Annotated in this window: 17 protein-coding genes; 10 read left to right on the forward strand and 7 right to left on the reverse strand. The window is 59.9% G+C overall.

The genetic code is table 11. The features are described 5' to 3' along the window. The first annotated feature begins 214 nt into the window (after window positions 1–214). The 3 genes from ACIK7D_RS11650 to ACIK7D_RS11660 all read left to right on the forward strand — a co-directional run bounded on the left by ACIK7D_RS11650 (window position 215) and on the right by ACIK7D_RS11660 (window position 5,335). Complete coding sequence (locus tag ACIK7D_RS11650; protein ID WP_400156346.1) at window positions 215–2,098, forward strand: MFS transporter; 1,884 nt, start codon at window positions 215–217, stop codon at window positions 2,096–2,098. 197 nt (window positions 2,099–2,295) lie between these two features. Then, window positions 2,296–3,870, forward strand: a complete 1,575-nt coding sequence (locus ACIK7D_RS11655; RefSeq protein WP_127757678.1) for a Re/Si-specific NAD(P)(+) transhydrogenase subunit alpha — start codon at window positions 2,296–2,298, stop codon at window positions 3,868–3,870. 19 nt (window positions 3,871–3,889) lie between these two features. Then, the gene (locus ACIK7D_RS11660) at window positions 3,890–5,335 is read left to right on the forward strand and encodes an NAD(P)(+) transhydrogenase (Re/Si-specific) subunit beta (RefSeq protein ID WP_400156347.1); all 1,446 of its coding nucleotides are present in this window, start codon (window positions 3,890–3,892) and stop codon (window positions 5,333–5,335) included. A gap of 272 nt (window positions 5,336–5,607) precedes the next feature. Here the strand turns inward: ACIK7D_RS11660 and rutF are convergent, their stop codons facing one another. The 7 genes from rutF to ACIK7D_RS11695 form a co-directional block, all read right to left on the reverse strand. After that, window positions 5,608–6,132, reverse strand: a complete 525-nt coding sequence (gene rutF, locus ACIK7D_RS11665) for an NADH-dependent FMN reductase RutF (RefSeq protein WP_400156348.1) — start codon at window positions 6,130–6,132, stop codon at window positions 5,608–5,610. Between the two features lie 26 nt (window positions 6,133–6,158). Then, window positions 6,159–6,749 carry a malonic semialdehyde reductase gene (locus ACIK7D_RS11670; RefSeq protein WP_020810327.1) on the reverse strand — a complete coding sequence of 197 codons (591 nt, stop codon included), beginning with the start codon at window positions 6,747–6,749 and terminating at the stop codon, window positions 6,159–6,161. A gap of 16 nt (window positions 6,750–6,765) precedes the next feature. After that, entirely contained in the window at window positions 6,766–7,557 is a 792-nt protein-coding gene (gene rutD, locus ACIK7D_RS11675; RefSeq protein ID WP_400156349.1) for a pyrimidine utilization protein D, read from the reverse strand. A gap of 13 nt (window positions 7,558–7,570) precedes the next feature. Then, on the reverse strand, window positions 7,571–7,957 hold the full coding sequence (rutC, locus tag ACIK7D_RS11680; RefSeq protein WP_003492069.1) for a pyrimidine utilization protein C: 387 nt from the start codon (window positions 7,955–7,957) through the stop codon (window positions 7,571–7,573). A gap of 25 nt (window positions 7,958–7,982) precedes the next feature. Then, entirely contained in the window at window positions 7,983–8,723 is a 741-nt protein-coding gene (gene rutB, locus ACIK7D_RS11685) for a pyrimidine utilization protein B (RefSeq protein WP_003492071.1), read from the reverse strand. Then, a complete protein-coding gene (gene rutA, locus ACIK7D_RS11690; protein ID WP_003524195.1) occupies window positions 8,720–9,811 on the reverse strand; it encodes a pyrimidine utilization protein A in 1,092 nt (363 codons plus the stop codon). Before rutA ends, rutB begins: the two co-directional genes overlap by 4 nt. 461 nt (window positions 9,812–10,272) lie before the next feature. Beyond that, window positions 10,273–10,884: a biliverdin-producing heme oxygenase gene (locus tag ACIK7D_RS11695; protein WP_135397854.1), complete on the reverse strand. Its 612-nt coding sequence runs from the start codon at window positions 10,882–10,884 to the stop codon at window positions 10,273–10,275. A 306-nt stretch (window positions 10,885–11,190) separates the two neighbouring features. Between ACIK7D_RS11695 and ACIK7D_RS11700 the strand changes: the two genes are divergently transcribed. From ACIK7D_RS11700 to ACIK7D_RS11730, 7 genes are all read left to right on the forward strand, one after another. Beyond that, window positions 11,191–12,075 carry a dihydrodipicolinate synthase family protein gene (locus tag ACIK7D_RS11700; protein WP_137452719.1) on the forward strand — a complete coding sequence of 295 codons (885 nt, stop codon included), beginning with the start codon at window positions 11,191–11,193 and terminating at the stop codon, window positions 12,073–12,075. 21 nt (window positions 12,076–12,096) lie between these two features. Beyond that, window positions 12,097–12,753 carry a GntR family transcriptional regulator gene (locus ACIK7D_RS11705; protein ID WP_137452718.1) on the forward strand — a complete coding sequence of 219 codons (657 nt, stop codon included), beginning with the start codon at window positions 12,097–12,099 and terminating at the stop codon, window positions 12,751–12,753. Window positions 12,754–12,857: 104 nt separating this feature from the next. After that, entirely contained in the window at window positions 12,858–14,189 is a 1,332-nt protein-coding gene (locus ACIK7D_RS11710) for an ABC transporter substrate-binding protein (RefSeq protein WP_400156350.1), read from the forward strand. Continuing rightward, window positions 14,189–15,127: a carbohydrate ABC transporter permease gene (locus ACIK7D_RS11715; protein ID WP_400156351.1), complete on the forward strand. Its 939-nt coding sequence runs from the start codon at window positions 14,189–14,191 to the stop codon at window positions 15,125–15,127. The genes ACIK7D_RS11710 and ACIK7D_RS11715 overlap by 1 nt, the downstream gene beginning before the upstream one ends. Window positions 15,128–15,141: 14 nt before the next feature. Next, complete coding sequence (locus ACIK7D_RS11720) at window positions 15,142–15,963, forward strand: carbohydrate ABC transporter permease (RefSeq protein WP_170985890.1); 822 nt, start codon at window positions 15,142–15,144, stop codon at window positions 15,961–15,963. Between the two features lie 100 nt (window positions 15,964–16,063). Further along, window positions 16,064–17,122, forward strand: a complete 1,059-nt coding sequence (locus ACIK7D_RS11725; RefSeq protein WP_400156352.1) for an ABC transporter ATP-binding protein — start codon at window positions 16,064–16,066, stop codon at window positions 17,120–17,122. A gap of 20 nt (window positions 17,123–17,142) precedes the next feature. After that, complete coding sequence (locus tag ACIK7D_RS11730; RefSeq protein ID WP_400156353.1) at window positions 17,143–18,102, forward strand: sugar kinase; 960 nt, start codon at window positions 17,143–17,145, stop codon at window positions 18,100–18,102. Window positions 18,103–18,138: the final 36 nt, after the last annotated feature.

Below are 18,138 nucleotides of genomic sequence, written 5' to 3' on the forward strand. Positions count from 1 at the left end.
CGTTTGGAGACGCCTTGCGCAAGACGCCAAATCGGCCTCGCGACATTTTCGGGACGTCTTGCATTAGACTAAAGTCATAATCCGAAAGCATCGCTCTTATTGCAGTTAATTTTCTGTCACTCTGACACTCCGCGCATTGCACCCTTATGGGGAGTCCGGAGGAGAGAGATGGGCTCCGCAATGCGCCGATTGGGACATCTGTGGAGGACAGACAATGGCAAATGTTGCAGCCGTGAGCGGCGCCGCCCGTCCAATGACGGGTGAAGAGAAGAAGGTGATCTTCGCCTCTTCTCTCGGAACAGTCTTCGAATGGTACGATTTTTATCTATACGGCTCGCTCGCGATCTATATCGGCGCGAACTTCTTCAGCCAATATCCGGAAACGACACGCAACATCTTTGCGCTTTTGGCCTTCGCCGCCGGCTTCCTCGTGCGCCCCTTCGGCGCGCTGGTATTCGGCCGTCTGGGCGACATTGTCGGCCGCAAATATACCTTCCTCATCACCATCCTCATCATGGGCGTTTCGACCTTCCTCGTCGGCGTCCTGCCCGGCGCATCGCAGATCGGCATTGCCGCTCCGATCATCCTGATCGTTCTGCGCATGCTGCAGGGCCTGGCGCTCGGCGGTGAATATGGCGGTGCGGCAACCTACGTCGCCGAACACGCACCGAACGGCCGCAGGGGCTATTACACCTCGTGGATCCAGACGACAGCGACGCTCGGCCTGTTCCTGTCGCTGGTCGTCATTCTCGGCGTGCAGTTCGCACTCGGCAAGGAAGCCTTCGCCGCCTGGGGCTGGCGCATTCCCTTCCTCGTCTCCGTTCTGCTGCTCGGCGTGTCGGTCTGGATTCGTCTGAAAATGAACGAATCTCCGGCCTTCAAGAAAATGAAGGAAGAAGGCAAGACCTCGAAAGCGCCGCTGAGCGAAGCCTTCGGCCAGTGGAAAAACGCCAAGATCGCGCTCGTCGCGCTCGTCGGCGCCGTCATCGGCCAGGCCGTTGTCTGGTATACGGGCCAGTTCTACGCACTGTTCTTCCTGCAGAGCATTCTGAAGGTCGACGGCCAGTCCGCCAACATCATGGTGGCGGCGGCCCTCATCCTCGGCACCAGCTTCTTCGTCATCTTCGGCTGGCTTTCCGACAAGATCGGCCGCAAGCCGATCATCATGGCCGGTCTCATCCTCGCCATGCTGACCTACTTCCCGCTGTTCAAGGCACTGACATGGGCCGGCAACCCGGCGCTTGCACAAGCCCAGTCCAGCGTTCGCGCCACCGTGACCGCAGCCCCCGGCGACTGCAAGTTCCAGTTCAACCCGACCGGCACGGCGAAGTTCACCACATCCTGCGATATCGCCACCTCGTTCCTGACGCGCAACTCCGTTCCCTATGACGTGGTTGCAGGGGCAGCTGGCCAGCCGGCCAGCATCAAGATCGGCGATGCGACCATCGCCAGCTACGACGCGGCCACTGCCGGCGCGGATGCGGCAGCCAAGGACAAGGCCTTCCAGAAGCAGGTCAACATGGCGCTTCACGATGGCGGCTACCCGCTGGTGCGCGGCGCGGCACAGGTGCCGGACGCGAAACTGGATGCCTTCATTGCCGCAAACCCGGAGCTTAACCTCAATGCGGAGGCCGTTCGCGCTGCCGACAAGAAAATGGTCGCGACCGACAAGCTGGTGGCGGACAAGCTGCTGACACCGACAGAAGCCGCAGGTGCGGCGGAAATGGCCGTCTACACCGTAGCCGGCGGCGGCACCTTCTCCATGGTGGCCGATCCGGCCGCCGTGAACTGGGTCGTCATCATCGCGGTCCTGACCGTCCTCGTCATCTACGTGACGATGGTCTACGGCCCGATCGCGGCCCTGCTGGTCGAACTGTTCCCGACCCGCATCCGCTATTCCGGCATGTCGCTGCCATACCACATCGGTAACGGCTGGTTCGGCGGCCTTCTGCCCGCCACCGCCTTTGCGATGAGCGCGGCGAAGGGCGACATCTATTACGGCCTCTGGTACCCGATCATCTTCGCAGGCATCACGCTGGTCGTCGGCCTGCTGTTCCTGCCGGAAACCAAGGATCGCGATATCCACGCCATGGATTGAGCCATACCCTATTTGACATTTTCGGAACCCGGCGCTTCAGCGCCGGGTTCTTTTATTGCGCGATACGTCCGCATATCGAACAAGACTGTCGCAGCGGGCTGTCATTCCGTCGCAGGCAAGACAAAATCAATATGGAGACAAAGCCCCCCTGAATAGGTTATGACCCCCCTATATTATCAGGCAGAGGGAGAGCCATTTTGAGAATCGGGACACCTAAGGAATTATATGAGGGCGAGGCGCGCGTCGGCATGACGCCCGACAGCGCCCAGGCATTGCAGAAACTCGGATATGATTGCATTCTTGAAACCGGTGCAGGCAAGGCGGCGGGTTTTTCCGACGACGCCTATCGCGCAGCCGGTGTGACGATCGTCGACAGCGCCGATGCGCTTTACGCCGGTTCCGACATCATCGCCAAGGTTCGTCCGCCGGAAACGTCGGAGATTGATCGCCTGTCTTCGGACAAGACGCTGATCTCGTTCTTCTATCCCGCCCAGAACAAGGATCTTCTGGAGCAGGCGAAGGAAAAGGGCGCGAATGTCATCGCCATGGACATGGTGCCGCGCATTTCCCGCGCCCAGAAAATGGACGCGCTGTCCTCCATGGCCAATATCGCCGGTTATCGCGCGGTGATCGAGGCCGGCAATAATTTCGGCCGCTTCTTCACCGGTCAGGTCACCGCCGCCGGCAAGGTGCCGCCCGCCAAGGTTCTGGTCATCGGCGCAGGCGTCGCCGGTCTTGCCGCCATCGGCACGGCCACATCGCTCGGCGCCATCACCTATGCCTTCGACGTTCGCCCGGAAGTGGCCGAACAGATCGAATCCATGGGCGCGGAATTCGTCTATCTCGATTTCGCCGATCAGCAGCAGGACGGCGCCGCCACCGGCGGTTATGCCGCCCCCTCCTCGCCGGAGTTCCGCGAGAAGCAGCTCGAGAAATTCCGCGAGCTCGCGCCGCAGATCGATATCGTCATCACCACGGCGCTCATTCCGGGCCGCGACGCCCCGAAACTCTGGCTCGCCGACATGGTGGCGATGATGAAGCCGGGTTCGGTCATCATCGACCTCGCCGCCGAACGCGGCGGCAACTGCGACCTCACGGTTCCCGACAGCCGTGTCGTTTCCGACAATGGCGTCATCGTCATCGGCTATACGGATTTCCCGAGCCGCATGGCGACACAGGCCTCGACGCTCTATTCCACCAACATCCGCCACATGATGACCGACCTGACGCCCGCAAAGGACGGCAAGCCGGTTCACAACATGGAAGACGACGTCATCCGCGGTGCGACGGTCACCTATCAGGGTGAAATCACTTATCCCCCGCCGCCGCCGAAAATTCAGGCGATTGCCGCGCAGAAGCCGAAGGAAAGAGCAAAAGAACTCACGCCTGAAGAAAAGCACGCCAAGGAACATGCGGACTTCAAGGCGCAGACGAAAAGCCAGGTCGGCCTGCTCGCCATCGGTACGGCGATCCTGCTTCTGGTGGGCGCTTTCGCGCCGGCAAGCTTCATGAGCCACTTCATCGTTTTCGTGCTGGCCTGCTTCGTCGGTTTCCAGGTCATCTGGAATGTCAGCCACTCGCTGCACACGCCGCTGATGGCGGTGACGAACGCGATTTCCGGCATCGTCATCATCGGCGCATTGCTGCAGATCGGTTCCGGCAACTGGCTGGTGGTGATCCTCGCCTCGCTTTCCGTCCTGATCGCGACGATCAACATCGTCGGTGGTTTCCTCGTGACACGGCGCATGCTCGCCATGTTCCAGAAGTCCTGAGCCGTGTAGGGGACACTTTATGACCATTGGTATCGTTTCCGCGGCCTATGTTGCCGCAGCCGTTCTTTTCATCCTTTCTCTCGGCGGTCTTTCCGGACAGGAAAGCGCCAAACGCGCCGTCTGGTACGGCATTGTCGGCATGGGTCTCGCCATCGTCGCCACCGTCTTCGGCCCTGAGATCAGCAAGGGCGTCGGGCAGTGGCTCGTGGTGCTGCTGATGCTGGCGGGTGGCTCCGTTCTCGGCTACTTCGTCGCAAGCCGCGTGCAGATGACCGAAATGCCGCAGCTTGTTGCAGCCCTTCACTCCTTCGTCGGCCTCGCCGCCGTCTTCATCGGCTTCAACGCCCATATCGAGGAAGCGCATGTCGCCTCGCTCGATGAGACGGCGCGTTCGCTGCTGACGGGCTTTTCCGCCATCCTCGCCCACAAGACGCCGGTGGAATTGGCGATCATGAAGGTCGAGGTCTTCCTCGGCGTCTTCATCGGCGCTGTCACCTTCACCGGTTCCGTCGTCGCCTTCGGCAAGCTTGCCGGCAAGGTGGACGGCAAGGCGAAGAAGTTGCCGGGCGGACATCTGCTCAATGCCGGCGCTGCGATCCTGTCGCTCGTGCTGCTCATCATGTATTGCAACGGCGCCGGCGCGTGGACGCTGGTGCTGATGACGCTTGCCGCCTTCTTCATCGGTTATCACCTGATCATGGGCATCGGCGGCGCCGACATGCCTGTCGTCGTTTCGATGCTGAACAGCTATTCGGGCTGGGCGGCGGCGGCCATCGGCTTCACGCTCGGCAACGATCTCCTGATCGTCACCGGCGCGCTGGTCGGCTCCTCGGGTGCGATCCTCTCCTACATCATGTGCAAGGCGATGAACCGCTCCTTCATCTCGGTCATCCTCGGCGGCTTCGGCGGCACGACGGGTCCGGCGATGGAAATCGAGGGCGAGCAGGTGGCGATCGACGCCGAAGGCGTGGCGGCCGCGCTGAATGACGCCGACAGCGTCATCATCGTTCCCGGCTACGGCATGGCGGTGGCGCAGGCGCAGGCCGCGGTCTCCGAACTCACCCGCAAGCTGCGCGCCGACGGCAAGACCGTGCGCTTCGCCATCCACCCGGTCGCAGGCCGTCTTCCCGGCCACATGAACGTGCTCTTGGCCGAGGCCAAGGTGCCCTACGACATCGTGCTGGAAATGGACGAGATCAACGAGGACTTCCCCAGTACCGACGTCGTCATCGTCATCGGCTCCAACGACATCGTCAATCCGGCCGCCCAGGACGATCCGAACTCACCGATTGCCGGCATGCCGGTTCTGGAAGTGTGGAAGTCCAAACTGGTCATCGTCTCCAAGCGCGGCCAGGGCACGGGTTACTCCGGTATCGAGAACCCGCTGTTCTACAAGGACAATACCCGCATGTTCTACGGCGACGCCAAGAAGTCGATCAACGATCTTCTGCCGCTGATCAAGTAAATGAAAAGGGCGTTTCCGGGAGGCCGGAAACGCCTTCGAATTTCTGAGAAACGACGATACGTTTCGTCCGTCATGCCGGACTTGATCCGGCATCCAGCCACGGCGCGTCTGCGCCGTGAAAAGAGTCTTACGCGATCGAGTCCTTGATCGCGCTGGACCCCGGATCTAGTCCGGGGTGAAGGTGTGCGGATGCTACGGCCGCGCCAAACGGAACCGTTCCGCGGGACTTTGTCGATAGGCTGCCGCCACTTCCAACTTTCAAAAGACCGCGCTCAAAGCACCCGGTAACGCCGGTTGAAATACATCAGCGCCTCATCGCCCGCATTGATCTTCATATCCACAACCTCGCAGATCAGAATATCATGCGTGCCGCCGTCATGCGCCTCGCGGATGCGGCAGTCGAAAGACACAAGCGCGTCCTCCAGAACCGGCGCGCCGGTTTCAAGCACACCCCAGCTTCCGGCGGCGAAACGTTCCTCCGCCGGCGTCTTGCCGCCGAAAAGCGTGCTCAGCACCTCGTGATGGGCGGCGAGCGTGTTGACGCAGACGACACCATTGGCCTTCACCACCCTGTAGGCGGAAGAATTGCGGTTGAGGCAGATAAGAAGCGTGGGCGGATTGTCGGAAACGCTGCAAACCGCCGTCGCTGCAAAGCCTGCACGACCTACCGCCCCGTCCGTGGTGACGATATTGACCGCCGCACCGAGCCGCGCCATGGCGTTTCTATAATCGAGGCTGCGCTGCTGTGCAGTCTTCGTCTCCATTTCCGCTTCCTTTTCAAGAGACATCATCTGCATCTAACCCATCCTTCCTTAACAGGCCATCAAGCCAGCACACAGGCGTCTTCGAAGCCAAGGCGGGGCAACCGTCCGAAAAGCTTCGACGGATCGCCATAGCCCAGATTGATCAGGAAATTGGACTTCCACGTCGTGCCTGCGAAAAACGCCGTATCCACCTTGCCCTTGTCGAAACCGGACATTGCCCCGGTATCCAGTCCCAACGAGCGGGCTGCTAGGATGAGATAACCCGCCTGCAGCGTGGCGTTGCGAAAGGCCGTCTCCTCGGCCACGGCCGGGCTGGAGGTGAACCACGAACGGGCATCGGCATGCGGAAACAGCATCGGCAGTTTCTCGTAAAATTCGCGATCAATGGCGGCGATCACGGTGACGGGTGCCGCCATGGTCTTTTCAAGATTGCCCGACGAAAGCGCCGGCCTCAGTTTTTCTTTCGCTTCCTGGCTGCGCACGAACACGAAACGCCCCGGCGAGCAATTGGCCGAGGTCGGGCCCATCTTCGTCAGATCGTAAAGCTCTCTCAGCGTCTCGTCGCCGACCGGCTTGTCAGCCCAGCCATTATGGGTGCGGGCCGCGGTGAAAAGTGCTGCAAGTGCCTTGTCGTCGAGTGCTGTCGTCATTGTCCTAAAAATCCCGTCAGAATGTTCGTGTTGCCGGTAGCAGAAACTGCAAAAGCCGAGCGTTGAAAAGGTCAGCTTCGGTAATATTGACCGCATGCGCCCCGAAATCGAGAAGGCAGAGTTCGCCCTGCGGCAAACCCTCAACGAGACGCAAGGAGCGGGTGTAGGGCACCAGAAGATCGTCTTTCGTGCCTATCACCAGAACCGGATTGCCGATCTCGCCGAGGCGAGTATCCACATCGAAGGACCTCAGCGCCGCGATGCGCCGAAGCACGTTCGACTTGCCCTGAAAATGTGCGACGCCATGGGCATCGTCCCGCGCCAGCCGCTCCTGATGTTCCGACATCCAGGCGGCCGGATAAAGAAACAGCGGCTGGGCTTTCACGAAAGCCTCGACGCCGGATTTCTCCAGAAGCTCGATCCGCACATCGAAGCAGCGCCCGGAATGCGGATCGGCCTTGCTCCAGGCATTGACAAGAACGAGCCTGTCGATAAGGCCGGGCCTGCGCAGCGCGATATCGAGGCCGATCAGACCGCCAAGCGCATGGCCCATGAAGTGGAATTTCTCGAGGTTCAGCGCCGAGACGATTTCCAGCACATCATCCGCCATCGCCGATATGCCGCCATCCAGCGGCACCTCGCCGCCGGTCCTGCCGGTTCCGCGATGATCGTAGGTGACGATCCGAAAATGATCGGAAAGGGCTTCGATCTGCGGCGCCCAATAGGCTCCCGATCCGCCCAGCCCCGATGACAGCAGGATTGTGGGCGCCTCAGGATCAGTCCGGCCATGAACCTCGAAATGCATCATCTGCCGTTTCGCCCTATTTGCCGATATGGGCGACGGTGGCGATTTCCACCAGCGCGTCGGGCTTTACGAGGCCGCACTGAATGCAATAACGCGCCGGCTTGTCGCCGGGGAAATATTCAGCATAGACCGTGTTGACGGCCTGGTAATTCGCCCAGTCGGTGATGAAGATATGGTTCATCGTCACGTCCTCCATCGTGCCGCCGGCGGTTTCGATGACGGACTTGATGGTTTCCAGAACATGACGGGTCTGCGCGCTGGCATCGCCCACATGCACGACATTATTGTCCTTGTCGAAAGGCAGCGTACCGGAAACGTAAACCACGCCATCGGCAAGGGTTCCCGGCGAAAAGGGAGCGATGGGTTTGCTGGTGCCGGCGGGCACGACGATCTTCTTCGGCATTTCGTTCTCCTCTTGTGGTTGGATATCAAGCGCTGACGGGTGCGGCCTGCGAGATGACGCCGCAGAAATCATTGACGGTGGCGACCCAGCCGAAAAACTTTTCGACATTGTAGACCGTCGCCTGCTGGATATAGTCCGGGCCAAGATGATGCGTGGCGTCCTCCAGCATCACCCCAAAATATTCGAGATGGAAGGCATCGCGCAGCGAGCTTTCCACGCAGACATTGGTGGCGATGCCGACAAACACCAGATTGCGGATGCCGCGGGCGCGCAGTACGCTGTCCATATTGGTGTTGAAGAAACCGCTATAACGCGTCTTCGGCACCAGAATATCGCCGGGCTGCGGCTGCAACTCGTCGACGATGGCATAGTCCCACGTGCCCTTGGCCAGCAGTTGGCCCTGCAGCTCCGGCCTCTTGCGCATGGTCTTCAGCGCGTTGGACTTGTGCCAGTTGGGCGAACCCGGCCCGCCCGCCTCGACATAGTCCTTGTCCCAGCCATTCTGGAAATAAATGACCTGAACGCCCGCCGCCCGCGCGGCATCCAGCGTCTTCTTGATGTTGGCGATGGTGCCCTTGGCCCCGGAAATATCGAACCCGGCCAGATCGACATAACCGCCCTCGGTCGAATAGGCGTTCTGCATGTCGACCACGACAACGGCGGTTTCGCTGGGTTTGAGGGTGATCGGCTCCGGCCGGGCGGGAAGCGTCACGCTTTCCGAACGGCTTTCCGGCCCCTTGTAACCCGCCACGACGGCTTCACTCATTCCGCAGCCTCCAGTGCAGCCTGAACATGCGCGCGGCTCTTCATCAGCGGTTGCACATATTTGCCGAATTTTTCGACGCCTTCGAGGAAATCGTCGAATGTCAGCATCACGCCGCCCGTTCCCGGCACTTCGCTCATCTCGTCCAGCATGGCCGCCACTTCCTCATAGGAGCCGATCAGCGTTCCCATGTTGATGTTGACCGCCGAGACGGGATTGGACATGTGCCGGACATTGGTGTCGGAGCCGGATTTGGTATCGACGGCGCTTTGCAGGCCGAGCCACTTGATGGCATCCTCATCCGCACCGGCCTTGTAATGCTCCCATTTCGCCCAGGCATCCTCGGATTTTTCCTCGGCAAGGATCATCGTCAGCACGACGGATTTCACCTCGCGGCCGGTCTTTTCCGTTGCAGCCAGCAGCCGCTCATTGGTGGGTGCGAAAGCCTTCGGCGTATTGACGCCGACGCCGAAGCAGAAGCTGTAATCGGCGAACTTGGCCGAAAACGCCATGCCGGAATTGGAAGAGCCGGCGCAGATGAGTTTGACGTCGCCCTGCGGCACCGGCTTCATGCGGCAATCCTCCATCTGGAAGAACTTGCCCTTGTAGTCCGACTGGCCCTCGGTCAGCAGCTCTTTCAAGATGGAGGTATATTCGCCGAGATATTCATAACGGTCGCCGAAATAATCGTCGCCCGGCCAAAGCCCCATCTGGCTGTATTCCGGCCGCTGCCAGCCGGTAATCAGATTGATGCCGAAACGGCCACCGGAAATGGAATCGATGGTCGTCGCCATGCGGGCAACGATGGCCGGCGGCATGACCAGCGTCGCGGCCGTGCCAAAGAGCTTGATCTTGGAGGTGACAGCGGCAAGGCCCGCCATCAGCGTGAAGGATTCCAGATTATAGTCCCAGAATTCGGTCTTGCCGCCAAAGCCGCGCAGCTTGATCATCGAAAGCGCGAAGTCGAAACCATATTGCTCCGCCTTCAACGTGATGGCCTTATTCAGGTCGAAGCTCGGTTTGTATTGCGGCGCGTTTTCTGACAGCAGCCAACCATTGTTCCCGATCGGGATAAAAACACCAACTTCCATCTTGCTGTTCCCTTTTTTGCATCAGGTGTCTCCTGACTTGGCAAAAGAGTAGCAGGTTCTGTGCCAGACCAAATAAAATAATTTTATCAAATGGATAAAATTTTGGAGGCAAATTATTTTTACCAAAAGATAAAATTTTTATCATTCGATAAAATTATTTGCCTGTTTATTCGGCAAATATCGAACGCAATCTGTGGGGAATGGGTGGCTCTTACATCGGTCTTGGAGCGCTGCATGGCATTCGAAGACCTCTCTTCCGTCATGCCGGCCTCGAGCCGGCATCCAGCCACGGCGCGTCCGCGCCGTGAGAGGAGCCTTTCGCGATCAAGCACTTGATCGCACTGGACCCCGGATCAAGTCCGGGGTGACGGCGCAGGGATTTTACGACTCAATCGAACACACACGCGCAACGGGGCACGTCTACGCGATGAGGAGAACAATCGCAAAGCTATGCCGAAATCTCAGACGAGGCGCTGCTGCGCATAGGCATGCACGGCCCGGAAAGCGGCTTCCGCACCGGCGATGACCCGCTCTTCTTCTTCGACCGTCAGCGAAATTTCATCGAGCGCGGCGGTAAAGGTGCGCCAGTGCAGTCCGCGTCCTTCCGGAGCGCCGGCCAGATGGCGCGCGCCGAATTCTTCATTCAGACCGAGCTTGGCAGCATCTTTCAGCAGGAAAGCAGCGCCCAGATTGGAGCCTTCGACCACATAAAGCCAACCCATGGCCTCGGGCAGATCGAACGGCGTTTCACCGGTAAAGCGCGGCTCGGCCGTTTCGGGAATGGAAAGGCCGAGATCGGCAAGGTCCTGCTCGATCATGGAGAGACGGCGGCGTCCCTTGAGATCGGGAAGCAGGCCATCGAGCGTCGCATTGGAAAAGAAGACATCGAGGTCACGATGGAAAAGATATTGCGTTTCCACGAATTTGCCGAAGTTGTCCCGGCTCTCGAACGGCTTCGACGCCATGATGAAGGCATCGAGATCGCCATGCGCGCCGCGCGTCGCAGCTTTCAGGCGCTTGACGCGGCTCTGCTCAATGTCTGCTACAGGCGCTGACGGCTCCGCAATGGTCATGATGATGGTCCCTTTATCCCTAATATTCAGATTGCTGATAAAAATCTTTACTCCAACAGTCAAATTTTATTTTCGCATTTATCCGCTCGCCCTGCAAAGAGCATAAGCCCGCTGTCGCCACGGTAAGCAGCCTCCCCTGCCCCTGTACAACCCTTCCATCCCAACGCCTCGCAGCATTGCCGCTCAACACACGACGAAGCGAATTCCCCGATTCCCGTCTTCCGAACAGTCAAGATGCAATTACCTCTTTACAACTAACATGTCAGAGCGTTATCAATGTGCAATCACCTTCGAGGAGCATCTTACTTGACCCAGAAATTTGGCCTTTCGGCAGCCCTGACCACCCCTTTTAAAAAGGACGGAACGGTCGATATCGACGCCATGATCGCCCATGCCCGACGCTGCCTCGCAAATGGCTGCGACAGCGTGACACTCTTCGGCACTACGGGCGAAGGATGCTCCGTCGGCAGCCGTGAACGGCAGGTCATTCTCTCCCGCTTCATCGAGGCGGGCGTTGCGCCCTCCCGTCTGGTCACCGGCGTTCTGGTGGATTCCATCGAGGACGCGGCCGACCAGTCGGCCGAGGCCCTGAAGGCCGGTGCCCGCAACATTCTGCTTGCTCCGCCCTCCTATTTCAAGAATGTCGGCGATGACGGCCTGTTTGCCTGGTTCTCGGCGGTGTTCGAAAAGATCGGCAAGGGCGCTCGCGATATTCTCGTCTACAACATTCCTTCCGTGACCATGGTGACATTATCGGTCGAGCTGGTTGGACGGCTGAAAAAGGCATTCCCCGGCATCGTCACCGGCGTCAAGGATTCCTCCGGCAACTGGAGCCATACCGAGCGCCTGCTGAAAGAACATGGCGACCTCGCCATCCTGATCGGCGATGAGCGCGATCTGGCGAAGGGTGTTCGCCTCGGCGGCCAGGGCGCGATCTCCGGCGTCGCCAATTTCCTGACACAGGAAGTCCGTGCAATGGCCGTCGATGGCAAGGACGACAAGCGCGTCGAAGATCTTGTTGTGGAACTTCTGAAATTTCCGGTTACGCCAGCGGTCAAGGTGCTGGTATCACACACGACAGGGGAAAATATCTGGTCGGACGTCCGCGCACCGCTCGTCGCCATTTCACCCGAGGACCGGCGGCAGATAGAAGGCGCGTTCGATGCGCTGTTTCGCAGGCAGGCCGCCTGAACAGACCTTGAAAGGTTGAGCATGGAAGAGACCGGCGAACAGACATTGCGGGAACGGGCGTATGAAAGCTTTACGCATCACCTTCTCTCGCGCGACGTTCGCCCGGGACAGTTCATCTCGCAACGCCGCCTCGTGGAATTGACGGGTCTGCCGCTGGGGGCGATCCGGGAGGCCATTCCACGGCTGGAGGCGGAAGGTCTCATCAAGACTGTGCCGCAGCGGGGGTTGCAGGTCGCCCATATCGACCTCAACCTCATCCGCGAGGCGTTCCAGTTCCGCATCTTTCTCGAAAAGGAGGCTGTCGCGCTCTTTACCCGCTCGGCCTCGGACGAGGCCATCGCGAAGCTCCTGAAACAGCATCGCGATATTGCCGAAGCGGCTGAAAATGGCGGGGAATCCCCGGAACTGGACGAGCATGCGCAACAGGTGGACTGGGGCATGCACGATGCCTTCATCGATGCGCTCGGCAATTCGATCATCTCGAACGCCTACCGGGTCAATTCCATCAAGATGCGCCTTATCAATCAGGAGCGCTTCCGCATCGCCGGTCACGTGAAATCGGTGATGAAGGAACATCTCGCCATTCTCGAAGCCATCGAGAGGCGATCTGTCGAAGACGCCGTGGAACGACTGACCGCCCATATCCGCAACGCAAGGGACAGGGCGCTGGCGGTGTAAGGCAGTTCCGGCAGGGTCGAAAACGGTCCTGCGCCGGGATTGCAGGAAAATAAGCAACAAGCCGGGGTGAGGAGAATTTCCGGCTAATCTGGAGGAGAACTGACATGACGCATTCATTGCTCAACCCCACGCGTCGCGCCTTTCTGGCAGGCACGGCCGCGATTGGCGGCGGCGCGATGCTCGGCATTCGCCCGGCATCGGCGGCGGTGAACTGGAAAAAACACGCCGGTACCACGCTTGAGGTCAATCTCGTCAAAAGCCCGCGCAGCGAAACGCTGATCAAATATCTCGGCGAATTCGAAGAACTGACCGGCATCAAGGTCAATGCCGAGGCAACCCCGGAACAGCAGCAGCGCCAGAAAGTCGTCATCGAGCTTTCTTCCGGCAAGCCGAGCTTCGACGTCGTGCATCTGAGCTATCACGTCCAGAAGCGTCAGTTCGAAAAGGGCAAGTGGCTGGCCGATATCAGCGGCTTCCTGAAGGATCCGTCGCTTACCGATCCGTCGCTCGTCGAAAAGGATTTCGCCGAAGCCGGCATGTTGTTTGCCAAGGATAGCGATGGCGTGCTGCGCTCGCTGCCCTTCTCCGTGGACTACTGGATCGTCTACTGGAATAAGGAACTCTTCGAAGCCAAGGGCCTGAAATACCCCGAGACCTTCGAGGAACTGGTGACGGCGGCGGAAAAAATCACCGATCCTTCCACCAACACCTACGGTTTCGTCGCCCGTGGCCTGAAGAACGCCAATACCCCGGTCTGGACCTCGCTGATGCTGGGTTACGGCGCAAAGCCCATCGGCGCGGACGGCAAACTCGTTACCGAATCCAAGGAAGCGGTGGAAGCCGCCAAGCTCTATCAGCGCCTGATGACCAAAGCCGCCCCTCCCGGCGTCTCCGGCTTCAACTGGGCCGAAGCGCAGTCGGCTTTCCTGCAGGGCAAGATCGGCATGTGGTTCGATGGCGTCGGTTTTGCACCGCCGATCGAGAACCCGGAAAAATCCCGCGTCGTCGGCAAGGCCGGTTACGGCGTCATGCCGAAAGGCCCGGCAGTTCAGGCCGCCGGCACGTTTGGCGATGGTCTCGGCGTCGTCGAAGCCAGCAGCAAGAAGGAAGCCGCTTACCTCTTCTGCCAATGGGCGATCTCGCATGAAATGGGCGCGCGTCTGTTGCAGGCCGGCGCCGGCGTTCCATTCCGCCAGTCCATCCTCGAAGACCAGAAAGTCCGCGAAGGCGTGAAGATGCCGGCCGCCTGGCTGGACGCAGTTGTCGGTTCCGGCAAGGTCTCGCAGCTTGCGCTTCCCGTCATCATTCCGGTGACGGAATTCCGCGACATCTACGGCGTCGGCCTCACCAACATGATCGGCGGCGCGGACCCGGCGGCTGAACTGAAAAAGGCGACGGAACAGTTCGCACCCGTTCTGGCACGTAGCGAGGGATAATGGCCTCCGTGAGCATCGAAAACACCAAGACAGGCGTCAGTCGTAGACAAGGGAGCAGGCCGGCAAGGCTTGCTCCCAACTACTGGCCCTTCGTCATACCGGCACTTATCGTCATTTCGGCGGTTATCGTTTTTCCATGGGTCTTTACCCTGTGGATGAGCGCGCACCGCTGGACGCTCGGACAGGAGCAGAGCTTTATCGGTTTCGAGAACTACATCCGGCTCGCCAGCGACGCCCGGTTCTGGGAATCGCTCTGGCACACGCTGATCTATACCGTGCTGTCGGTCGTCGCCCCACTGTTCCTCGGAACATTGGCGGCGCTGGTTTTCGATGCGCAATTTCCGCTGCGCGGTTTTCTGCGTGGCGTCTTCGTCATGCCGATGATGGCGACCCCGGTCGCCATCGCGCTCGTCTGGACCATGATGTTCCACCCGCAACTCGGCGTCCTGAACTATCTCCTGTCGCTCATCGGCATCGGACCGCTGGAATGGATATACAACCAGTCGACCGTCATTCCCTCGCTAGTGCTGGTGGAAACCTGGCAGTGGACGCCGCTCGTCATGCTGATCGTGCTCGGCGGGCTGGCCGCAGTGCCGCGCGAACCCTATGAGAGCGCTGAAATCGACGGCGCCAACGCCTGGCAGAAATTCCGTTACCTGACCATGCCGATGATTGCGCCGTTTCTGATGATCGCCGTCATCATCCGCTCCATCGATGCCGTCAAAAGCTTCGACATCATCTATGCGATGACTCAAGGCGGGCCCGGCACGGCGTCTGAAACCATCAACATCTATCTCTATAATACGGCGTTTTCCTATTACGACATCGGTTACGGCTCGGCCATGGCCGTCGTCTTTTTCATCATCATCGTGGCGCTGTCCTTCGTGCTTTTGATGGTGCGCCAGCGCTCGCAGTGGAACGAGATGGAGGATCACTGATGTCTGGAAAAATCCTGAAACGCAAAAATCTCGACCGCATCGGCCTGTTCTTCGTGGCGCTGGTGATGATCTCGCCAGTCATCCTGTTCTTCATCTGGATGATCTCGCTCTCGCTGAAATATGAGATCGACAACGGCGCCTATCCGCCGATTCTCATTCCCGAACGGTTTGCCTGGTCGAACTATGTGAAGGTGTTCGAGGAGAACAATTTCTTCCTCTATTTCTGGAACTCGGTGCTCGTCACCGGTGCGGCCACCATTCTGGCGCTCGTCATCGGCGTACCCGCCGGTTACGGCATCGCCCGGCTGAAGGCGGAAAAATCCGCCGTCGTCATCATGATCGCCCGCATGACGCCCGGTCTCTCATTCCTCATTCCGCTGTTCCTGCTGTTCCAATGGCTGAACCTCCTGGGCACGCTCTGGCCGCAGATCATCATCCATCTTGTCGTGACGGTTCCGATCGTCGTCTGGATCATGATCGGTTATTTCGAGACCACACCGAAGGAACTGGAAGAGGCGGCAAGCATCGATGGCGCATCCTCCTGGCAGGTGTTCCGGCTGGTGGCGCTGCCGATTGCCAAGCCCGGCATCGTCGTCTCCTTCATCCTCGCGGTCATCTTCTCGTGGAACAACTTCGTCTTCGGCATCGTGCTGGCCAGCCGTGAAACGCGCACCCTGCCGGTCGCGGTCTACAATATGCTGTCCTTCGAACAGGTCAGCTGGGGACCGCTGGCCGCAGCCGCGCTCATCGTCACGCTGCCGGTGCTGCTGCTCACCATGTTCGCACAGAAACAGATCGTGGCGGGTCTCACCGCCGGCGCCGTCAAGGGCGGCTGAACCAACAAAGGGCATTCCATGCCCTTGCTTTTTAAACGCAATTCCGGACGCAAAACCGCGACACACTTTTGCTGGAATTGCTCATAACGGGAACCAAAACATGGCACCGGTCAATATTCAAAACGTCCAGAAGCGCTTCGGCTCGGTCAACGTCATCCACGGTATCGATATCGACATCAAGGACGGAGAATTCGTCGTCCTCGTCGGCCCTTCCGGCTGCGGCAAGTCCACCCTGCTGCGCATGATAGCCGGACTGGAAGAGCTGAGCGATGGCGAAATCCACATTGGCGCGCGCGAGGTGAGCCACCTGCCCGCCCGTGACCGCGATATCGCCATGGTCTTCCAGAACTACGCGCTTTATCCGCATATGACGGTCAAGGACAATATGGGCTTCGCGCTGAAGCTTAAGAAGGTCAGCGCCGAGGAAACCAGGGTCAAGGTCGACAGGGCCGCCGCCATTCTGGGGCTGGAAAAGCTGCTGGACCGTTATCCGCGCCAGCTTTCCGGCGGCCAGCGCCAGCGTGTCGCCATGGGCCGCGCGCTGGTGCGCGATCCGCAGGTCTTCCTGTTCGACGAGCCGCTTTCCAACCTCGATGCCAAGCTGCGCGTGCAGATGCGCGGCGAGATCAAGGCCATGCACCAGCGCATCGGCACGACCACCATTTATGTCACCCACGACCAGGTGGAAGCCATGACCATGGCAGACAAGATCGTGGTGCTGCATGATGGCGTCATCGAGCAGATCGGCGCACCGCTCGAGCTTTACGACAATCCCGCCAACCTCTTCGTTGCCGGTTTCATCGGTTCGCCGGCCATGAATTTCATTCGCGGCCGGGTGGAGGAAGGCGTCTTCCGCACCGCAAAGGGCCTCAGCCTGCCGCTGCCCGCCAATGCCGAGATCGGCAAACTGGGCGGCCGCGACCTCGTCTACGGCGTGCGTCCGGAACACATCCGCGCCGCCGAGACCGGCATCGAAGGCCGGGTCGAACTGGTCGAAGGTACCGGCTCGGAAATCTACGCCAAGCTCAATTGCAAGGGCGACGAGATCGCCTGCCTGTTCCGCGAGCGCCTCAATGTCCGCTTCGGCGATACGATCCACATTGCCATCGATCCGGCAACCGTGCATCTGTTCGACAAGGACAGCGGCAAGCGCATCTGAACAGGGCAGGAGCGAAGAGAATGGTAGAGGAAGCGGGCGGCAAGCATGTGCTCTGCGTGGGTGCCGCCGTGCTGGACACCCTGTTCCGTGTGCATGACATGCCGAAGGGCGAAGGCAAGGTCCTGCCCTATGAGATGCTGCAGATCGCCGAAGGCATGGCGTCGAGCGCTGCCTATGCCGTGCATCGCATGGGCGGCCGCGCCAGCCTCTGGGGCGCGGTGGGCGACGACGAAACCGGCACCCGCATCCTGCGCGATCTCGCCGAAAGCGGCATCGATGTTACCGGCATGACCATCGCCGCCGGGGCGCGCTCGGCCCTGTCGACGATCATCATCGATGACAGGGGAGAACGGCTGATCGTGCCTTTTTACGATCATCGCCTGCTTGAGAAAAAACGCTCCTGTACGCCGGCAGATATTGCCCCGTTCGATGCCGTTCTGGTTGATGTGCGCTGGCCGGAACTGGCACTCGATGTGCTGACCGTAGCGCGCGCGCTTGGCAAACCCGCCATTCTGGATGGTGATGTTGCGCCGGTGGAAACGCTGGAGAAGCTTGCGCCCGCCGCAACCCATATCGTCTTTTCCGAACCCGCCGCCGCCCGGCTGACCGGACTTGAAACGGTGAAGGACATGCTGCCGGTGCTGCATTCGCGCTATCCGCAGACCTTCATCGCCGTCACCGCCGGTCCGCAAGGATGCTGGTGGACGGAGGCCGGTGATCCCACGGTGCATTTCCAGACGACCATGCAGGTCAAGGCGGTGGACACGCTGGCGGCGGGCGATATCTTCCACGGCACCTTTGCGCTGGCGATGGCTGAAGGCATGCAAAGCCGCGCGGCCATCCGCCTCTCCTCCGTTGCCGCCGCGCTGAAATGCACCGTATTCGGCGGCCGCATCGGCGCACCGACGCGCGAAGAGACGGAAGACACGATGCGGCAATGGCTGGAGCGTGAAGGCGAAGCCGCGCTGCGCGCCTCCTGAGCGCATCCATTGCCCGCATAAAACTATTCCATTTTT

It is taken from the genome of Agrobacterium sp. P15N1-A, assembly GCF_044626815.1.
Taxonomy (GTDB): Bacteria; Pseudomonadota; Alphaproteobacteria; order Rhizobiales; family Rhizobiaceae; genus Agrobacterium; species Agrobacterium leguminum.